The sequence below is a fragment of the Amycolatopsis sp. GA6-003 genome, from assembly GCF_046267895.1.
Classification (GTDB): domain Bacteria; phylum Actinomycetota; class Actinomycetes; order Mycobacteriales; family Pseudonocardiaceae; genus Amycolatopsis.
Genome location: NZ_CP176499.1, coordinates 3,424,734 through 3,443,560 on the forward strand (window position 1 = coordinate 3,424,734; position 18,827 = coordinate 3,443,560).

Annotated in this window: 17 protein-coding genes; 9 read left to right on the forward strand and 8 right to left on the reverse strand. The window is 70.6% G+C overall.

Annotated features, from left to right (window positions below; genetic code table 11):
* Positions 1-28 precede the first annotated feature (28 nt).
* On the forward strand, positions 29-703 hold the full coding sequence (locus F9C12_RS15015; RefSeq protein ID WP_409466279.1) for a pyridoxamine 5'-phosphate oxidase family protein: 675 nt from the start codon (positions 29-31) through the stop codon (positions 701-703).
* Here the strand turns inward: F9C12_RS15015 and F9C12_RS15020 are convergent.
* Both F9C12_RS15020 and F9C12_RS15025 read right to left on the reverse strand, forming a co-directional pair.
* Complete coding sequence (locus F9C12_RS15020) at positions 675-2,129, reverse strand: sensor histidine kinase (RefSeq protein WP_409466280.1); 1,455 nt, start codon at positions 2,127-2,129, stop codon at positions 675-677. The genes F9C12_RS15015 and F9C12_RS15020 overlap by 29 nt on opposite strands.
* Entirely contained in the window at positions 2,126-2,827 is a 702-nt protein-coding gene (locus tag F9C12_RS15025) for a response regulator transcription factor (protein ID WP_409187083.1), read from the reverse strand. The genes F9C12_RS15020 and F9C12_RS15025 overlap by 4 nt, the downstream gene beginning before the upstream one ends.
* A 136-nt stretch (positions 2,828-2,963) precedes the next feature.
* Between F9C12_RS15025 and F9C12_RS15030 the strand changes: the two genes are divergently transcribed.
* The 3 genes from F9C12_RS15030 to F9C12_RS15040 are packed head-to-tail and all read left to right on the forward strand — an operon-like array spanning position 2,964 to position 5,153.
* Positions 2,964-3,338, forward strand: a complete 375-nt coding sequence (locus F9C12_RS15030) for a VOC family protein (RefSeq protein ID WP_409466281.1) — start codon at positions 2,964-2,966, stop codon at positions 3,336-3,338.
* The gene (locus F9C12_RS15035) at positions 3,335-4,156 is read left to right on the forward strand and encodes a class I SAM-dependent methyltransferase (RefSeq protein ID WP_409466282.1); all 822 of its coding nucleotides are present in this window, start codon (positions 3,335-3,337) and stop codon (positions 4,154-4,156) included. The genes F9C12_RS15030 and F9C12_RS15035 overlap by 4 nt, the downstream gene beginning before the upstream one ends.
* A gap of 10 nt (positions 4,157-4,166) precedes the next feature.
* Positions 4,167-5,153, forward strand: coding sequence for an asparaginase (locus tag F9C12_RS15040; protein ID WP_409466283.1), 987 nt, complete (start codon positions 4,167-4,169; stop codon positions 5,151-5,153).
* Between the two features lie 32 nt (positions 5,154-5,185).
* Here the strand turns inward: F9C12_RS15040 and F9C12_RS15045 are convergent, their stop codons facing one another.
* From F9C12_RS15045 to F9C12_RS15055, 3 genes are all read right to left on the reverse strand, one after another.
* Positions 5,186-5,668 carry a cysteine dioxygenase gene (locus F9C12_RS15045; RefSeq protein WP_409182591.1) on the reverse strand — a complete coding sequence of 161 codons (483 nt, stop codon included), beginning with the start codon at positions 5,666-5,668 and terminating at the stop codon, positions 5,186-5,188.
* A 343-nt stretch (positions 5,669-6,011) separates the two neighbouring features.
* A complete protein-coding gene (locus F9C12_RS15050) occupies positions 6,012-7,037 on the reverse strand; it encodes an NAD(P)H-dependent glycerol-3-phosphate dehydrogenase (RefSeq protein WP_409466284.1) in 1,026 nt (341 codons plus the stop codon).
* Entirely contained in the window at positions 7,037-7,846 is an 810-nt protein-coding gene (locus tag F9C12_RS15055; protein ID WP_409466285.1) for a lysophospholipid acyltransferase family protein, read from the reverse strand. Before F9C12_RS15055 ends, F9C12_RS15050 begins: the two co-directional genes overlap by 1 nt.
* A gap of 116 nt (positions 7,847-7,962) precedes the next feature.
* Between F9C12_RS15055 and cofC the strand changes: the two genes are divergently transcribed.
* From cofC to F9C12_RS15070, 3 genes are read left to right on the forward strand one after another with little or no spacing between them, the layout of a single operon-like run.
* A complete protein-coding gene (cofC, locus tag F9C12_RS15060; protein WP_409466286.1) occupies positions 7,963-8,595 on the forward strand; it encodes a 2-phospho-L-lactate guanylyltransferase in 633 nt (210 codons plus the stop codon).
* Positions 8,596-8,650: 55 nt separating this feature from the next.
* Positions 8,651-11,074, forward strand: coding sequence for an RNA degradosome polyphosphate kinase (locus tag F9C12_RS15065; RefSeq protein WP_409466287.1), 2,424 nt, complete (start codon positions 8,651-8,653; stop codon positions 11,072-11,074).
* The gene (locus F9C12_RS15070; RefSeq protein WP_409466288.1) at positions 11,071-12,018 is read left to right on the forward strand and encodes an NUDIX hydrolase; all 948 of its coding nucleotides are present in this window, start codon (positions 11,071-11,073) and stop codon (positions 12,016-12,018) included. Before F9C12_RS15065 ends, F9C12_RS15070 begins: the two co-directional genes overlap by 4 nt.
* A gap of 1,127 nt (positions 12,019-13,145) precedes the next feature.
* Here the strand turns inward: F9C12_RS15070 and F9C12_RS15075 are convergent.
* The 3 genes from F9C12_RS15075 to leuC form a co-directional block, all read right to left on the reverse strand.
* Complete coding sequence (locus F9C12_RS15075; RefSeq protein ID WP_409182597.1) at positions 13,146-13,787, reverse strand: HU family DNA-binding protein; 642 nt, start codon at positions 13,785-13,787, stop codon at positions 13,146-13,148.
* A 241-nt stretch (positions 13,788-14,028) separates the two neighbouring features.
* Positions 14,029-14,631 carry a 3-isopropylmalate dehydratase small subunit gene (leuD, locus tag F9C12_RS15080; RefSeq protein ID WP_409182598.1) on the reverse strand — a complete coding sequence of 201 codons (603 nt, stop codon included), beginning with the start codon at positions 14,629-14,631 and terminating at the stop codon, positions 14,029-14,031.
* Positions 14,632-14,654: 23 nt separating this feature from the next.
* Entirely contained in the window at positions 14,655-16,079 is a 1,425-nt protein-coding gene (gene leuC / locus F9C12_RS15085) for a 3-isopropylmalate dehydratase large subunit (protein ID WP_409182599.1), read from the reverse strand.
* Positions 16,080-16,223: 144 nt separating this feature from the next.
* On the opposite strand from leuC, the gene F9C12_RS15090 reads away from it, so the two are divergent.
* Together F9C12_RS15090 and F9C12_RS15095 are read left to right on the forward strand one after the other, a co-directional pair.
* Positions 16,224-16,925, forward strand: a complete 702-nt coding sequence (locus F9C12_RS15090) for an IclR family transcriptional regulator (protein WP_009074079.1) — start codon at positions 16,224-16,226, stop codon at positions 16,923-16,925.
* A 1,039-nt stretch (positions 16,926-17,964) separates the two neighbouring features.
* A complete protein-coding gene (locus tag F9C12_RS15095) occupies positions 17,965-18,588 on the forward strand; it encodes an HU family DNA-binding protein (RefSeq protein ID WP_409182600.1) in 624 nt (207 codons plus the stop codon).
* The last annotated feature ends 239 nt before the right edge of the window (positions 18,589-18,827 follow it).

Here is an 18,827-nt window from a genome sequence, read left to right on the forward strand (position 1 = left end):
AGCCACTTGCTCGCCGCACACTGAACGCATGAGCAGCCTTTCGCCCACCGAACGCACCACGCTCGGCCGCAAACGCCACCGCGCCGCCAGCGAGCGCGCCGTGCTGCACGCCGTGCTCGACGAGGCGCTGATCTGCCACCTCGGCGTGGTCCGCGACGGCGTCCCGCTGGTGCTGCCCACCGGATACGGCCGCGCCGGCGACACCCTGTACCTGCATGGTTCCACGGGCGCGGCCAGTCTGCGAGCCGCCACCGGGGAAACCGACGTCTGCGTGACGGTCACCCTGCTCGACGGGATCGTCTACTGCCGCTCGGTGAACAACCACTCGGTCAACTACCGCAGCGCGGTCATCCTCGGCAAGGCCCGGCTGGTGACCGACCCGGACGAGAAAATGCACGGCCTGCACGTGCTCACCGACCACCTCTCCCCCGGTTCGTGGGAACACGCCCGGCCGGTGAACAAGAAAGAATTCGCCGCGGTTTCGGTCATCGCGCTCGACCTGACGGAAGCCTCGGTGAAACTCCGCGCCGAAGGACCGGACGACGAGCCGGAAGACGTCGCCGCCAACGCCGCCTGGGCCGGGGTGCTGCCGGTGCGCACGGTCTTCGGCGAGCCGGAACCTTCCGCCGACCTGCCGCCAGGCTGGACCGTTCCCGAGCACGTCACCGCGCGCGTCACGCAGACAACGGCAGCCGCACGGTAAACACCGTCCGCCCGGGGCGGCTGTCCACCGAGACCGTCCCGCCGTGCTCCACCACCAGCGAATGCACCACCGCCAACCCCAGGCCGGTGCCGCCCGCGGCGCGGGTCCGGGAGTTGTCGACGCGATAGAACCGGTCGAAAATCCGCTGCTGATCCTCCGCGGAAATTCCCGGCCCGGCGTCGGCGACGGTGGCGACGGCCATTCCGTCCGCCGCCGTCACCGCCAGCTCCACCGGGGTTCCTTCCGCGGTGTGCACGGCCGCGTTCGCCAGCAGGTTGTCCAGGACTTGCCGCAGCCGCGCCGGATCCGCGTGCAGCAGCACGGGTTCCTCCGGAATCGACACCGTCAGCGGATGTCCCGGACGACCGGCCCGGAACGCGTCCGCGGCAGCCGCGGCGACCTCCGTGAGATCCATTCGCCGCGGGCGCACCGGCGGTTCGACATCGCGGGCGTCCAGCCGGGCGAGCAGCAGGAGATCGTCGACCAGCACGCTCATCCGCGCGGTCTCGGCCCGGATTTTCTCCAGGTGCGCCTCGCGTTCCTCCGGCTCGTTCGCGGCGGCGTACCGGAAAAGATCGGCGTAGCCGCGGATCGACGTCAACGGGGTCCGCAGTTCATGCGAAGCATCGGCGACGAACCGGCGCAGCCGATCGTTCGCCTCGGTGCGCGCGGCCAGCGAGGATTCGATGTGGCTCAACATCAAATTGAACGCCGTCCGCAGCTCCTCGACCTCCGCGCCACCACCAGTTCCGGACGCGCGCACCGGCAACGCCGCGGTCGCGGTGAGATCGTGTGAAGCGATGTCGTGCGCGGTGCCAGCCATGTCCGACAACGGCCGCAAGCCACGCCGCAGTACGACCCGGCCAGCGACGACGAGAATCGCCAACGCGATCAGGAACGCGATCACTTCGATCAACATCAGCTGCTGCACCGTGTTGTCGAGATCGGCCTGCGGCGCGGCACTCAACAGCACGGTGCCCGCGGTCCCGTTCTGCGACGTCTCCACCGGGCACGCGCGGACGCGGTAGGAACCCTGGCCGGGCAAGGCGATCGTGCGGAAAAGGTCGCCGCCAGTCGCTTCTTCGGCAATGCGCGCCAACGGCCGCACGTCGTTCGGCAAGGTGCTGCCCGGCTGCGGAACGGCGTGTCCCTCCCGCACCTCGAAAACCGCGGAGTACCAGGAGTAGACGACTTCCGGGCTGTCCTTCGACTCGCGCAGATGCGGCACCTGGGCGACCTGGCTCGTCTTGAGCTGTTCGTCGAGCCGCCGGTTGAGGTAGTCGTGCATCAGCTCGACGGTCAGCGCCCCGACGATCGCGAACACCACCAGCGACAGCGCGCCCAGCCCGAACGCCAGCCGCGTGCCCAGCCGCGAAGCGCGCCAAGCCCGGTACCACCGGCGAGCCCAGCGCCCGATCCGGTTCACCGGCCCGCCTGCCGCACGGAATACCCGACGCCGCGCACGGTGTGGATCAGCGGTTCGGCCTCCGTGTCGAGCTTGCGCCGCAACCGGGAGACGGCGAGTTCGACCACATTGGACCGTCCGCCGAAGTCGTACTCCCAGACGTGGTCGAGGATCTGCGCCTTCGTGAGCACCGCCGGCGAGCGCCGCATCAGGTAGCGCAGCAGTTCGTACTCGGTCGGCGTCAGCTCGGCGAGCCTGCCGCCGCGGCGGACTTCGTGCGTCTCCTCGTCCAAAGTGAGATCGCCCACCTGCAGCACGACCGGGCGGGGGTCCGGCTTCTCCGACGTCCGCCGCAGCACCGCGCGCAGCCGCGCCATCAGCTCCTCGACGGAGAACGGCTTGACGAGGTAGTCGTCACCCCCGCGGGTGAGGCCGGCGATGCGGTCGGCGGTCGCGTCCTTCGCGGTCAGGAACACAACCGGGACCGCGTCGTGCTTCTCGCGCAGTTTGTCGAGCACGGTGAAGCCGTCGAAGTCGGGCAGCATGAGGTCGAGCACGACGATGTCGGGAGCGAACTCCGCGGCGCGCGCGAGCGCGTCCGCGCCGCATCCGGCCGTCACGGCCTGCCAGCCCTCGTACCGGGCGACGGTCGCGACCAGGTCGGCGATGTGCGGTTCGTCGTCCACGACGAGCAGCCGCACCGGATTCGGGTTCTCCACCCCGCCATCCTCCGCGACTTCCGCGCGGGCGCGCGAGCCGAACCCCGAGCTGACAGCCACTCGACAGGAAATCCCTCGCGCGCATCGGGCATTCCGGGCAGACTCCGCCCCGGAAACCCTGAGCACAAGGAGCCCGATGACCTCAGTCGTGGACAACATCACCGTCGATTGCGCGGACCCGTGGGAACTGGCCCAGTTCTGGACCAAAGTGACCGGACGCCCGGTCGGCGAGGACGACCGTCAGGGCGACCCGGAAATCGGCATCAGGCTCGACTCCGGCGTCACGCTGCTGTTCATCGCCGTCCCCGAACCCAAGGCGGGCAAGAACCGGCTGCACCTCTGCCTGAAGCCGGAGGACCGGACCCGCGACGAAGAGGTGGACCGGCTGCTCGAGCTGGGCGCGACCCTGCACTCCGACCACCGCCGCGAGGACGGCAGCGGCTGGGCGGTTCTCCAGGACCCGGAAGGCAACGAATTTTGCGTCCTGCGCAGCACGGCGGAGAAGGCATGAGTGATTCGTTCGAGATCAACCGCGCCAACTGGGACGACCGCGCGCCGATCCACGCGCGCTCGGCGTACTACGAGTTCGACAAGTTCAAGTCCGATCCCGCGCATCTGAGCCAGGTCGTGCGCTTCGACCAGCCCCGCCTCGGCGACGTTTCCGGGCTGCGCACCGTGCACCTGCAGTGCCACATCGGCACGGACACGCTGTCGCTGCACCGGCTCGGGGCCAAGATCTCTGGTCTGGACCTTTCCCCGGCGTCGCTCGCCGAGGCGCGCAAGCTCGCCGAGGCCGCCGGCGCGGACATCGACTACCACGAGGCGAACGTCTACGACGCGGTGGAAGTCTTCGGCGAGAACACGTTCGACCTGGTCTACACCGGGGTCGGCGCGCTCTGCTGGCTGCCGAAAATCTCGCGGTGGGCGGAGGTCGTCGCGCGGCTGCTGCGGCCGGGCGGACGGCTGTTCATGCGCGAAGGCCATCCGATGCTGTGGACGCTCGACGAGGAATCCGAACGCGCGTGGCCGAAGTACGACTATTTCGAGCACGACGAACCGCTCGTGTTCAGCGACGACACCACGTACGTCGACACCGACGAACCGATGCGCACGACGACCACGCACAGCTGGAACCATTCGCTCGGCGAGGTCGTCACCGCGCTGCTCGACCAGGGCCTGATCCTGACCGGCCTGACCGAGCACGACACCGCGGCGTGGAACGCGTTGCCGCACGAGATGGAAGAGGCCGGGGGCGGCGAATGGCGGCTGCGCGACCGCTCGCGCCGGATCGCCGCGAGCTACACCCTGCAGGCGCGGCGCCCCGCATAGAGTGCGGGACATGACTCGCATCGCCGTCGCCGCGCTGGGCGGCACCATCTCGATGGCTCCCGGACGTTCGCTCGAGGACGGCGTCGTACCGCGGCTGAGCGCCGAGGATCTGCTGGGAGAACTGGGTTCCCGGCTGCCGATGGAGGTCACCGCGGCGACGCTGGCCGGATTGTCGAGTTCGTCGATGGACTACGCGACGCTCGCCCGGACCCGGGAGTGGGGCATCGAGCAGATCGAGGCGGGCGCGGACGGTCTCGTGGTGGTGCAGGGCACGGACACGCTGGAGGAAACGGCGTACCTGTTCGACCTCACGTGGCCGTCCGACGCGCCGGTGGTGATCACCGGCGCGATGCGGAACCCGAGCCTGCCCAGCCCGGACGGACAGGCGAACCTCCTCGCCGCGCTCGCCGTCGCCGCCGATCCGCGCAGCCGCGGCCGGGGCGCGCTGGTGGCGTTCAACGACGACGTGCACGCGGCGCGGTGGGTGCGGAAGACGCATTCCAGCCACGTCGAAACGTTTTCGTCGCGGCCGGCGGGTCCGCTCGGCATGGTCGCCGAAGGATCGGTGCACTACTTCCACCCGTCGCCGCCGCGCCTGCCGGTGCTGCCGGGAGCCGGAACCGTCGACCTCGTTCCGCTGCTGGAATCGGGGCTCGAAGACACCGGCGAACTACTGTCGCTGGTGCTCAAGAACGGCGCGCGCGGCGTAGTGGTGGCCGCCAACGGCGTCGGACACGTGTCGACGGCGACGGCGGACGTGATCGCGGCGGCGGAAGTGCCGGTTGTCATCGCCTCCCGGACCGGTGCGGGCCCGACTTTCCGGAGTACTTACGGGTTCCACGGCTCCGAATCGAGCCTGATCCGGATGGGCGCGACCATGGCCGGCTGGCTGTGCCCGCGGAAATCGCGGGTCCTGCTGCAGGTTCTGCTCGCGGCGGGCGTGAGCCGGGAGGAGATCGAGCGGCAGTTCAGACTACGCGGCGACCTCGACTCGTGAGTGTTGATCCCGGTTCTCACCGTGATGAGCACTCACGAGCTCAGAGCTGGCCCGTCGACCGGATTCGCCTGGTACGACCGCATCTGCCGGCCGCCCTGGCGGTAGACGTGCACGCTGATCGCCGGGTCCGGGCCGTCGTTGCGCACCTCGTGCACGTAGCCCGGCCCGAACACCCGCGACTGCCCGGCGGACAGCCCGTGCACCTCGGTCACCGCACGGCCGCCCGGGGCGCGCCGCGCGACGGTTTCGGTCAGCCGCCCGGACACGACGGTGAACGCACCGGTCGAGAAGGCGTGGTCGTGCAGGTCGGTGTGCTGGCCGGGAAGCCAGCTGAGCAGCCAGATCTCCTGGTCGTCGGTGCGTTCGACGAGGGCGGAGAACCGCTGGTCGGGGTCATAGCGCAGCAGGCTGCCCCAGCGTTCCCGGTCGGCGGCCACGTCGACGGCGACGCGGACCGGGTGGCGCAGGGCGGGGTTCTCGGGACGCAGCAGGGTGTTGTCCGGAACGGCGAACATGAAAAGAAGTCCTCACGGGAAGAAGATGAGTGTCGAACTGGCCGGGGCGGGGTTCACCGACAACAGCGACACGACATGCCCATGACGGGGCGGAGGTCGGCAGACCCCGGCCGCATCGTCATCTCGCACGTCAGCATGCCGCACAGCGAACCAGCCCCGGACCGCCCGGTCAACCCGTCTCACCCGCTGGACCGCCCAGGTGAGCGCGGGTTCACACCCTGGTGGGGGGCAACGCCGGTCCTCACCGGCGCCAGCACTCACGAGCCCCGGGCCACCGCGCTTCGCCGCCAAGCCCGGCCCGCTCGTCGTGAGCGGCAGTCCCGGTTCTAACCGGGACAAACACTCACGGCCACTCCGGCTTCCGCGAGCGTCCCAGCAGCTCCGCGCCCGCCTGCCGCGGGTCGACGCCCTCGTGGCAGACCCGGTACATCGCGTCCGTGATCGGCATGTCGGCCCCGTGCCGCTGCGCCAGTTCGCGGATCGACGAGCACGACGCGACGCCCTCCGCGACCTGGCCGCCGGTCGCCGCCTGCGCCTCGGCCAGGGTTTCGCCGCGGCCGAGCCGTTCGCCGAAGGTGCGGTTGCGCGACAACGGGGACGAGCACGTCGCCACCAGGTCGCCGAGCCCGGCGAGACCGGCGAACGTCAGCGGGTCCGCGCCGAGTTTCGCGCCGAGCCGCGCCATTTCGGCGAGGCCGCGCGTGATGAGCGTCGCCATCGTGTTCGCGCCGAGGCCCATCCCGGCGGCCATCCCGCAGCTGAGCGCGATCACGTTCTTGCACGCGCCGCCCAGCTCGCAGCCCACCACGTCGGTGTTGGTGTAGGGCCGGAAATACTGATTCGACGTCGCCTGCTGCACCGCCTTCGCCCGCTCGTGGTCGGCGCACGCGAGCACCGCGGCGGCGGGCTGCCCGGCGGCGATCTCGCGGGCCAGGTTCGGCCCGGACACCACCACGATCTCGCCCGGATCGACCTCGGCGAGTTCGGCGATCACCTCGCTCATCCGCTTCAGCGTGCCCAGTTCCACGCCCTTGGCCAGGCTGACCAGGATCGCCTCGGGCGGCAGCTGCGGCCGCCAGCCGGTGAGGTTCGCGCGCAGGCTCTGGCTCGGCACCCCGAGCACGACCGCCTGCGCGCCGTCGAGCGCCTCGGCCGCGTCGGACGTCGCGGTGATCCGTTCCGGCAACGACGTTCCCGGAAGGTACGACTCGTTGGTGTGCCGTTCCCGGATCTCCTCGGCGACGCTTTCCCGGCGCGCCCACATCGTCACGTCCCGGCCCGCGTCGCCGAGCACCTTCGCGAACGCGGTGCCCCACGAACCCGCGCCGAGCACGGTGACCCGCTGCACGTCGGCGGCGAAACCCGCCATCAGGCACCGTCCTCCGGCTTCTCGGCCTCCGCCTTGGGCTCGGCGGTGACCTCCGCTTTGGCGTCCGCGTCGGCCGCCGCCTTGGTCTCCGCCTTGGTTTCCGGAACAGCGTCCGTCCCCGGCTTCTTCGCCGGCGGTTCCTCCTGCCGGATCTCCGCCAGCAGCCGGGTCACCTCGTCCATCAGCACGGCGGTGACCTCGCGCAGCGTCGAGGCGCTGCGCGGATTCCCGCCCCGGTACGCGGACAGGTCGATCGGATCGCCGACCAGGTGCGTCACCGTCTTGCGCGGGAACGGCGTGAACTTCTTGGTGTAGCCGTTGAAGATCTGGTTCGTGCCCCAGCGCGCGATCGGGATCACCGGCACGTCGTTCTGCAGCGCCAGCCGCGCCGCGCCGCTGTAGGCCTCCTTCGGCCAGCCCAGCGGGTCCTTCGTGATGGTGCCCTCGGGGTAGATCACGATGACCTTGCCCTCCTGCAGCGCCTGGTGCGCGGCCTTGAGGCTGTCGCCCGCCGCGCTCGACCCGCGCTCCACCGGGATCTGCCCGGACCCGGTCACGATCCGGCCGAAGACCGGCACGTTCTTCAGGCTCGCCTTCAGGAAGAACCGCGGCACCCGCTTCTGCCGGTGCACGAACACCGCGTCGACCGCCGGGTCCAGGTGCGAGATGTGGTTCATCACCAGCACCGCGGGCCCTTGCCGGGGGATTTTCTCCGCGCCGAGGTACACCCGCTTGCCGATGGCGGTCAGCGGGTAGAACGCGGCGGCGGCCAGCCCCACCCAGAATCCGCCCTTCTCACGCCGTGCCACAGTTCTCCTCCTCGGATCGCCTCTGCTCCGGGTGATCCTGCCGCGCCCCGGTTCGCGCAGTCCAGGGAGGGTGCGCTCACGCACGCGCGCGGCGGGTTTCGGGTAAAGATGGACAGGTGGACGCAGACCTGGTCATGCCGCTGAAACCGCCGGGCGCGGGCAAGTCCCGGCTGCGCGGGGCGGTCGCCGCGCACCGGCACGCGGACCTCGTGCTGGCGCTGGCCTGCGACACGCTGGCCGCGGTCACGTCGGTCGCCCGGGTCCGGCGCGTGCTCGTGGTCACCTCCGATCCGGCCGCGCTGTCCGAATTGGCCGGTCTCGGCGTCGAGCTGGCCGCCGAACCGGCGGGCGGCGGGCTCAACGAGGCGCTGCGGCACGGCGCGCAGCTGCTGCGCACGGACGCGCCGGACGGGGTGGTGGGCGCGCTCCAAGCGGATCTTCCCGCGTTGCGAGCGGTGGATCTGGAGCAGGCGCTGACCGAAGCCGCCGGCCGCCGCGCGATGGTTTCCGACCGCCAGGGCACCGGGACCACGCTGTTGCTGTCCGCGCCGGGGAAACCTCTCGACCCGCGTTTCGGAGCCGGCTCCGCGGAGCTGCACCGGGCGTCCGGTGCGATCCCGCTCACCCAGACCTTGCCGTCGCTGCGCAGCGACGTCGACACCGAAGATGATCTCCGCCACGCCGCGCGGCTCGGCCTCGGGAAGCGCACCGCGGCATTGCTCCCGGCCGATCGGGCGCAATCGCGCTGAGGTGTTCACTCGACCTTCATCGCGGCCTGCGCAAACCGCGGCTTCGTAGTGAACAATGGGCAGCGTGAGCACAGAAGACGGCAGCACTCCGGCCCGGCGGCGCGTGAAAAGCGGCAGCAGCGCAACCCCCTCGTCCCCGGCCCCGCGCACCGCGGGCAGGAAGGCGACCTCGCGCGGGAACGCTGACGCCGCCGCGGCCCGTCGGGCGAAACCCAAGGCGGCTTCGGCGGAGGACAACGCCAAACCGGCCAAGCGCAAAACCTCCTCGAGCGCGCTGCGCACCACGGCGAAGAAACCCGCCGCACCGCCCGCCGTCACCAAAGCCGCCGTCCGACAGCGCCGGACCACGACGGAGAGCGGCGAAGAATTCCGCTCCGTCCCGTCGGCCCCGCCCGCGGTCACGTCCGCGCCCACCGCCGTCGAATCGCTTCCCGACGACCGCTATTTCAACCGCGAGCTGTCCTGGCTCGACTTCAACGCCCGCGTGCTCGCGCTGGCCGAGGACGAATCGCAGCCGCTGCTCGAACGGGCCAAGTTCCTCGCCATTTTCGCGTCCAATTTGGACGAGTTCTACATGGTCCGGGTCGCCGGGCTGAAACGGCGCGACGAAACCGGCCTGTCGGTGCGCAGCGCGGACGGGCTCACGCCGCGCGAACAGCTGGACTACATCGCCAAGCGCAACCAGGACCTCGTCGAACGGCACACCGCCGCGTTCGAGGAGCACCTGCGCCCGCAGCTGGCCGAGCAGGACATCCGGATCGTCGGCTGGGCCGACCTGTCCGGGGCCGACCAGCTGCGGCTGTCGAGCTACTTCTCCGAGCAGATCTTCCCGGTGCTCACGCCGCTCGCGGTCGACCCGGCGCACCCGTTCCCGTACATCTCCGGGCTGTCGCTCAACCTCGCGGTGACGGTGCGGGACCCGCAGGGCGGGCTCGAACGGTTCGCCCGCGTGAAGGTGCCGAGCAACGTGCCGCGGCTGATGCGCGTGGAAACCGAACGCGGCAACCGGTCCGCCACCTTCCTTCCGCTCGAGGAACTGATCTCCGCGCACCTGAGCGATCTGTTCACCGGCATGGAGGTGACCGAGCACCACGTCTTCCGCGTCACCCGCAACGCCGACTTCGAGGTCGAGGAAGACCGCGACGAGGACCTGTTGCAGGCCTTGGAACGCGAGCTGGCGCAGCGCCGGTTCGGCCCGCCGGTGCGGCTCGAAGTGGCGCAGGACATGAGCGAGCACATGCTCGAACTGCTGCTGCGCGAGCTGGAAGTCGATCCCGAGGACGTCGTCGAGGTGCCCGGGCTGCTCGACCTCACCTGCCTGTTCCAGCTGTCGGCGGTCGACCGCAAGGAGCTGAAGGACCGGCCGTTCGTGCCCGCGACGCATCCGGCGTTCGGCGAACGCGAGACGCCCAAGAGCGTGTTCGCGACGCTGCGCGAGGGCGACGTGCTGGTGCACCACCCCTACGATTCGTTCTCCACGAGCGTGCAGCGGTTCATCGAACAGGCCGCGGCCGATGCGAAGGTGCTGGCGATCAAGCAGACGCTGTACCGGACGTCGGGCGATTCGCCGATCGTGGACGCGCTGATCGACGCCGCCGAGGCGGGCAAGCAGGTCGTGGCGCTGGTGGAGATCAAGGCGCGGTTCGACGAGCAGGCCAACATCACCTGGGCGCGCACGCTGGAACGCGCGGGCGTGCACGTCGTGTACGGCTTGGTGGGCCTCAAAACGCACTGCAAGGTGTCGATGGTGGTGCGGCAGGAGGGTTCGACCATCCGCCGCTACTGCCACATCGGCACCGGCAACTACAACCCGAAGACCGCGCGGCTGTACGAAGACCTCGGCCTGCTGACGGCGGACCCGAGCATCGGCGCGGACATCACCGACCTGTTCAACGTCCTCACCGGCTACTCGCGCCAGGACACCTACCGCACGATCCTCACGTCGCCGCACGGCATCCGCCGCGGCATCGTGCGCGCGATCGGCGAGGAGATCGAACTCGCGCGCGCCGGGCTCGAAGCGGGCATCCGGATCAAGTGCAACTCGCTCGTCGACGAGCAGGTGATCGACGCGCTGTACCACGCTTCGCAGGCCGGCGTTCCGGTCGACGTGGTGGTGCGCGGGATCTGCTCGCTGAAGCCGGGCGTCGAGGGACTGAGCGAGAACATCCGGGTCCGCTCGATCCTCGGCCGGTTCCTCGAGCATTCGCGGGTGTTCCACTTCCGCGCCGGCGGCACGCACTGGATCGGCAGCGCGGACATGATGCACCGCAACCTCGACCGGCGGATCGAGGCGCTGGTGCGGGTCAAGGACCCGAAGCTGACGCGGCAGCTGGACGAGGTGTTCGATTCGGCGCTCGACCCGCACACGCGCTGCTGGGTGCTCAGTTCCTCCGGCGAATGGCAGCCGTTCCCGGCCGCCGGTTCGCAGGTGCGCGACCACCAGCTCGAACTCGCGAAGCGGCACGGGGCCGTCGGATGAGCGTGGACGTCCGGGCCGCCGGCGCGGTGCTGTGGCGGCACGCCGGGGACGGGATCGAGGTCGCCCTGGTGCACCGGCCCCGCTACGGCGATTGGTCGCTGCCGAAGGGAAAGGTCGACCCCGGCGAAACGCTCGCCGCCACCGCGGTGCGCGAGATCGCCGAGGAGACCGGGTTCCGCGCGGTGCTGGGCCGCTATGTGGCGCAGACGACGTACGAGGTGCCGGGGAAGAACGACGGACGGCTGCTGCGCAAGAGCGTCGACTACTTCAGCGCCGAAGCCGTCGCGGGAACCTTCGAGCCGAACGAAGAGGTCGACGAACTGCGCTGGCTGCCCCCGGTCGAGGCCGAACGGCTGCTCACGCGCCCGGCGGATGTGCGGGTGCTGCGCGAGTTCTGCGCCCTCCCGCCCGCGCTGACGACGGTGTTGCTGGTGCGGCACGCCAAGGCGGGCAAACGCGAGGACTGGACCGGCGACGACGACCTCCGTCCGCTGTCGGAAGCCGGGCAACGCCAAGCCGCCGCCCTGCGGGACCTGCTGCCGCTCTTCGGCCCCGACCGGGTGTTCTCCGCGCCGCGGCTGCGATGCGTGCAGACCGTCGGCGGAATCGCGGACGCACTCGGCGTCGAGGTGCGGCACGAGCCGTTGCTGTCGGAAGAGGGCTACTGGCCGGACCCGCTGCTCGGAATCCGCCGCCTGCTGGCGATCGCCGCCGACGGGGGCACTCCGCTGATCAGCAGCCAGGGCGGCGTGATCCCGGACCTGGTGAGCGCGCTGGCCGACCGGGACGGCCTGGAACTGCCCGCCGCCCGCGACGGGGTGGTGCCGAGCAAGAAGGGCTCGCTGTGGGTCCTGTCGTTCTGTCCCGGCGACGACGGACCGGTTCTGGTGGGCGCGGATTATTACCCGAGCCCGCTGCCCGCTCCGGTGCCTTCGGCAGGCTGATCTTTTTCGCGGGGCCCGGCGTCGCTTCGGCGATGCCGGGCCCTTCTCGTGAACGCACTTCCACCCCATTCGGCGGCGGATTCTATAGAGACGGGTATTGCGCCGCGGTTATCTCCGGTCCCGGCATAAGCGACGTCCGAGACAGCCGTGCCGGGCCCCATTACCCCCGGCGGGGATTTGTCTCCGGGCGCCGGATTAGCCCTCTCGGACGGTGCGGCGGGAATCCGATTGCCTTCCCCGGCTGCCTCGGCGCAGATGGATCTGTTGTCTTATCAGCAAATTCGGCGAGGCTCTTTCCGGTGCCCGAAGGACCCGCCGACCTCGGAAAACGGTGCCTTCACGCGGCCACGGCCCACGCTGTTCAGCCCACTTCCGCGAACTGGTCCGCCACCACAGCTGCCTTGCCCAGAAACCCTGCGACCACAACGGCTGGGCCGCCCTGCCGACCGCCGTACCCGCTCGCCAAGCCTCGAAACCCCGCCAACCACAACGCTCAGCCGCCCTGCCGGCCAGGCCGTCCCCGCCATCCGCCCGCCGCGTCCGCGGGCAGCCCAGCCCGCCCCTCCAAGCCTCCGCCGAACTCGGTCCCGACAATCACCGCGCCACCACGACAACTCAGCCCCGGCCCGCCCAGCCGAAACCCAAGCCCCCGCAACACCGCGCCTCTTCCCCTTCCGACAACCCCGCCCAGCCGGAACCGAGCCGCGGCAACGCCTCACCTCTCCCCGCCCAGCGACCCCACCCAGCCGAAACCAAGCCCCCGCAAGGCCGCGTCCCTCCCCTCCCGGCAACACCGCCCAGCCCAAACTGAGCCCTGGTAACGCCTCGCCTCTCCCCCTCGCGGCAGCCCCGCCCAGCCGAAACCAAGCCCCCACAACACCGCGTCCCTCCCCTCCCGGCAACACCGCCCAGCCGAAACCAAGCCCCCACAACGCCGCGCCTCTCCCCCGCCCGGCGACCCCACCCAGCCGAAACCAAGCCCCCGCAACACCGCGCCCCTCCCCCGCCCGACAACCCCGCCCGCCGCATGGACTTCCGTCCATTCAGCCGGTCACGTCCCCGATACGCGGCAGGGCCCCGACCTCACCCGAGGTCGGGGCCCTGCCGCGAAACGAATACCGGGGCTGTTACTTCTTCTTGGCCGCCGAGGTGCGCTTCGCCGGGGCCTTCTTGGCCGCGGCCGTGGTCTTCTTCGCCGCCGCGGTGGTGGTCTTGGCGGCGGGCTTGGCGGCTGCCTTCGCCCGCGTGGTGGTGGCCTTCGGGGCCGCCTTGGCGCGGGTGGCGGTCGACTTCGCCGCGGTCGCGCGGGTCGTCGTCTTGGTCGCGGCGGCCTTGGCGGGAGCCTTGGCCGCGGTGGCGCGGGTGCGCGTGGCGGCGGGCTTCGCCGCCGTGGCACGGGTGCTGCGCGTGGTCGTCGAGGCGGCGCGGGCGGTGGTGGCGCGCGCGGTGGTGCCGGTGGCCCGCTTCGCCGCCGTGGCCTTCGGCAGCTTCTTCGAACCGGAAATCACGTCCTTGAACGTGGTGCCCGCGCGGAACGCCGGAACGTTCGTCTTCTTCACTCGCACGGCTTCGCCGGTGCGCGGGTTGCGCGCGGTGCGGGCGGCACGAGCGCGCTTCTCGAACACCCCGAAGCCGGTGATGTTCACCTTTTCGCCCTTGTTGACCGTCCGGATGATGATGTCGACGAGACCGTCGACGGCCTCCGAAGCAACCTTTTTGTCGCCCAGGCGCTCCGACAGCGCCTCGATCAGCTGGGCCTTGTTGGCCATTCCAGTCCCTCCAAGAAGAACTCTTCGTCCACGGCCAGGTCGGCCGGCTAACGCACACGGTATTACCAAGACAGCACAAATTCCAAACGGCACGCGAAATTTTCCCTTGCGGCGGGAACGGTTCCGCCCTCCCGAAGGACCCGATTCCGGTCCCGGGAGGCGCCGTTTGGCGTGGGCGAAGAGGGGCCCGCCGGGGGTGGATTCCCTTTCCGAGCAGGGAATCCGCCCCCGGCGGAGCAGGTCAGGAGGTGGCGGCGGGAAGCGTCACGGGCTTCCAGGAAGGCCGCTGGGACTCGAACGCGTCGATGTCCCCCGCGTGGCGCAGAGTCAGCGCGATGTCGTCGAGCCCTTCGAGCAGCCGCCAGCGGACGTAGTCGTCGATCTGGAAGGGCGCGGTGAAGTCCTTGGCCCGCACGGTCTTGGCCTCGAGGTCCACCGACACCTCGGTGCCGGGCTCGTTCTCCAGCAGCTTCCAGAGCAGTTCGACGTCCGACTGCTCGCACTGCGCGGCGACGAGGCCGCCCTTGCCGGAGTTGCCGCGGAAGATGTCGGCGAACCGGGACGAGATGACGACCCGGAAGCCGTAGTCCAGCAACGCCCACACGGCGTGCTCGCGCGACGAACCGGTGCCGAAGTCCGGCCCGGCGACGAGCACGGACCCGTTGGCGAACGGTTCCTGATTGAGGATGAAGTCCTCCTGCGCGCGCCAGGCGGCGAACAGCCCGTCCTCGAATCCGGTGCGGGTCACGCGCTTGAGGTAGACGGCCGGGATGATCTGGTCAGTGTCCACGTTGGACCTGCGCAGCGGGACCCCGATCCCGGTGTGCTGGGTGAACGGTTCCATGGGAGTGGCTCCTCTCGGGGAAGTCAGGCGGGCAGGTCGGCGGGCGAGGACAGGGTCCCGCGCACGGCGGTGGCGGCGGCCACGAGCGGCGAGACGAGGTGCGTGCGCCCGCCCTTGCCCTGCCGTCCCTCGAAGTTGCGGTTGGAGGTGGACGCGCTGCGCTCGCCGGGGGCGAGCTGGTCCGGGTTCATCCCGAGACACATGGAGCAACCGGCCTGCCGCCATTCGGCTCCCGCCTCGGCGAAGATCTTGTCCAGTCCTTCCTCCTCGGCGGTCTTGCGCACCCGCATCGAACCGGGCACCACGAGCATCCGGACCGAATCGGCCACCTTCCGCCCGCGCAGCACCTCGGCCGCGGCGCGCAGGTCCTCGATCCGGCCGTTGGTGCAGGAGCCGAGGAACACGGTGTCGACCGCGATCTCGCGCAGCGGCGTGCCCGGCTTCAGATCCATGTAGGACAGGGCCTTCTCAGCGGCGAAGCGCGCGTTCTCGTCCGGGATCTCGGCCGGGTCGGGCACCGATTCGCCCAGCGGCAGGCCCTGCCCGGGGTTGGTGCCCCAGGTCACGAACGGCGTCAGCTGGTCCGCGTCGAGGTGGACCTCGGCGTCGAATTCGGCGCCCTCGTCGGTGCGCAGCTCGCGCCAGGCGGCGACGGCGGCGTCCCAGTCCTCGCCCTTCGGGGCGTGCGGACGGCCCTTCAGGTAGGCGAAGGTGGTCTCGTCCGGCGCGATCATGCCGGCCCGCGCGCCCGCCTCGATCGACATGTTGCAGATGGTCATCCGGGCTTCCATCGACAGCTCTTCGATGGCCTTGCCGCGGTACTCGAGGACGTAGCCCTGTCCGCCGCCGGTGCCGATTTTGGCGATCACCGCGAGGATCACGTCCTTGGCGGTGACGCCCGGCTGCAGCGTGCCGTCGACGTTGACCGCCATCGTCTTGAACGGCCGCAGCGGCAGCGTCTGGGTGGCGAGCACGTGCTCGACCTCGGAAGTGCCGATGCCGAACGCCATCGCGCCGAACGCGCCGTGCGTGGAGGTGTGACTGTCGCCGCACACCACGGTGGTGCCCGGCTGGGTCAGCCCGAGCTGCGGCCCGATCACGTGCACGATGCCCTGTTCGGCGTCGCCCATCGGGTGCAGCCGGACGCCGAACTCCTTGCAGTTGCGGCGAAGCGTCTCGACCTGGGTCCGCGACACCGGGTCGGCGATCGGGAGGTCGATGTCCACCGTGGGGACGTTGTGGTCCTCGGTGGCGATGGTGAGGTCGGGGCGGCGCACCTTCCGCCCGGCCAGCCGCAGTCCGTCGAACGCCTGCGGGCTGGTCACTTCGTGCACCAGGTGGAGGTCGATGTAGAGCAGATCCGGCTCGGCGCCTTCGCCTCGGCGCACGAGGTGGCTGTCCCACACCTTCTCCGCCAGCGTGCGAGCCTTGCCGGTGGGGCTGGTCATCTCCGGCTCCTTCCTCGGGATCGGCCGGGAGCACGGAACCCGGACGTGCCGGTGAGGAGGGGGCAGCCGCGGCTGTCCGCGGCTCCGGGTTTCGTTTTTCCCAGATTCTGGACTTCCCACACTGCGGGAAGATAGTATCGCGTCGTGGGACAGCATAGCGGTATCGGAGTACTGGACAAAGCCGTGGCCGTGCTGCAGGCGGTCGCCGAGGACCCGTGCGGGCTGGCGGAACTCTGCACGCGCACCGGTCTTCCTCGCGCGACCGCGCACCGGCTCGCGGTCGGGCTCGAAGTGCATCGCCTGTTGCGGCGGGGCCCGGACGGACGCTGGCGGCCGGGCACCGCGCTCGCCGAACTGGCGGGCGGCTCGACCGACCCGTTGCTCGACGCGGCGAGCTCGGTGCTGCCGAAGCTTCGGGACATCACCGGCGAAAGCGTTCAGCTTTACCGGCGCGACGGCGTGCAGCGCGTGTGCGTTTCGACGGCGGAACCGCCGAGCGGTTTGCGCGACACGGTCCCGATCGGTTCGCGCCTGCCGATGACGGCGGGCTCGGGCGCGAAGGTCCTTGCCGCGTGGTCGGATCCGCACACGCAGCGGACGATCCTCGCCGACGCGGTTTACGGCGAACGCACGCTGCTCGAAGTCCGCCGCCGCGGCTGGGCGCAAAGCGTCGCCGAACGCGAACCGGGCGTCGCGAGCGTTTCGGCGCCGGTGCGCGATTCCTCCGGCACCGTCGTGGCCGCGGTCTCAGTGTCCGGCCCCATCGAACGCATAGGGCGCAAGCCCGGCGCCCGATGGGCAGCGGACCTCCTCGCCGCCGCCGACGCGCTCCAGGAACGCCTCTGACGCCTCGCTCCCACCACGCGCCAACCCCAGGCCGCCTCCCCGCCGCACCGGCGGGAGGCGGCCTTTTTTCGCGCAGCCGTTCCTCGCCGGCTTCACAACCGGCGAACGCACTCCGCTCAACGCGTGCCCTCGGCTGGGCGCGAAACGCCGCCGGACGCGAGCCCCCGATTCCTCCGGCACCGCACCGGCGGTCCGGCCGAACACCTCAGCCCCCTCCGCGCCTCCGGCAAAGCGAACCCGCTCGCCCGAACGCACCCCGCGGCCGGAACCCCCAAGCATCACCGAACCCGGCTCTGCGAGCGTTCCCTTCCCGCGCCCGATTCCTCCGCCACAACCGCCACCGCATCACCGCCCCGGCCGTCAGAACCGCCACCGCACCACTGCAACAACCGTCAGAACCGCCGCCCCTCCGCCAGAACCGCCACAAGCGGCAGAACCGCCGCCGCCCCTCCGCCACAACCGCCAGTGCGCCACCGCCCCGGCCGAACGCACCCGGCGGCCAAGACCCCAAGCGCCGCCGAAACCGACACCGCGAGCGCTCCCGTCCCCCATTCCGCCACCGTGCCGAGCCGCCGACCGCGAACCGGCGCGATCGGCGGCCCGTCTCCCCGCCGCCGTCCCGCTCCGGCAACGCCTCCGGCACCCCCGCTCCCGCCGCGCCCCAACCCCGGCCGGTGTCCCGCCACGCCCGTGCGGGGCAGCCTTTTTCGCGCGGTTTTCGATCGTCCTCAGTAGACCGTCCGGCCGCTTCGGGGGTCGCCCGAGCGACCGCGCGCGACCCCGCCGCACCACCTCAAGAAAAGGCAAAACCGCAGGACAACGGGTGTCTACATGCGACTTTGCCGGTGCCGCAAGCACTCTCGCGCGTCTTCCGGCCAGTGAAAGAATCCGGCGACCCGGCCCGTCCGCGCGCTCTCCGGTTGCCCGACACGGCAACGAAAAAGGCAGGTCCCGATTGGACTTGCGAAGTCTATGGGTGATAATGACTGCGTTCGGCCTGTATGGCCGTATAAAACAAGTTCTGGTTGGAGGAACTGGAATGGCCAACAAGGCCCAGCTGATCGAAGCTCTGTCGGAGCGCATCGGCGACAAGAAGGCAGCCGCGGAAGCCGTCGACGGTCTCGTCGACATCATCATCCGCACCGTCCACAAGGGCGAAAAGGTCACGATCACCGGCTTCGGCGTCTTCGAAAAGCGCGCTCGTGCCGCCCGCACCGCGCGCAACCCGCGCACCGGCGAAGCCGTGCGGGTCAAGAAGACCAACGTTCCGGCGTTCCGCGCGGGCACCACGTTCAAGGACGTCATCTCCGGCTCCAAGAAGCTGCCGAAGGCGACTGCCGTGAAGCGGGCGACCGCCAGCACCGCGAAGGCGACCGCCACCCGCGCCACGGCGTCGACCACCACTCGCGCCAAGGCCGCCGCCGCCAAGCCGGCCGCCACCCGCACCCGCGCCACCGCGGCCAAGGCTCCCGCCAAGGCCACCGCCGCGAAGGCCACCACCACCCGCGCCAAGGCGACCGCCACCAAGGCCACCACGGCCAAGGCGGCTCCGAAGGCCACCACCACGCGGGCGAAGGCCGCCGCCAAGCCGGCCGCCAAGAAGACCACGGCGACCGCGAAGAAGGCTCCGGCCAAGCGCACCTCGGCCGCGAAGAAGAAGTAACTCCGGTTCTCCGGAACCTGACGACAAGCCCCGCCCGGCTTCTCCCCGGGCGGGGCTTGTCGCATCTCTGCCCTTTTTTCCTGCCCCGCGCGCACCGTCCGGCCTCCGCAGCGGGCTCGGCACCGGCGACGAACCCGCGCCGCTGATTCCGAAACAGCACCAAAGCGTCCGACTCGGCGGGACTTGCCGCATCCCTGCCCGCACCGCCCCACCTCCACAGCAGGCACGACACCGGCGAC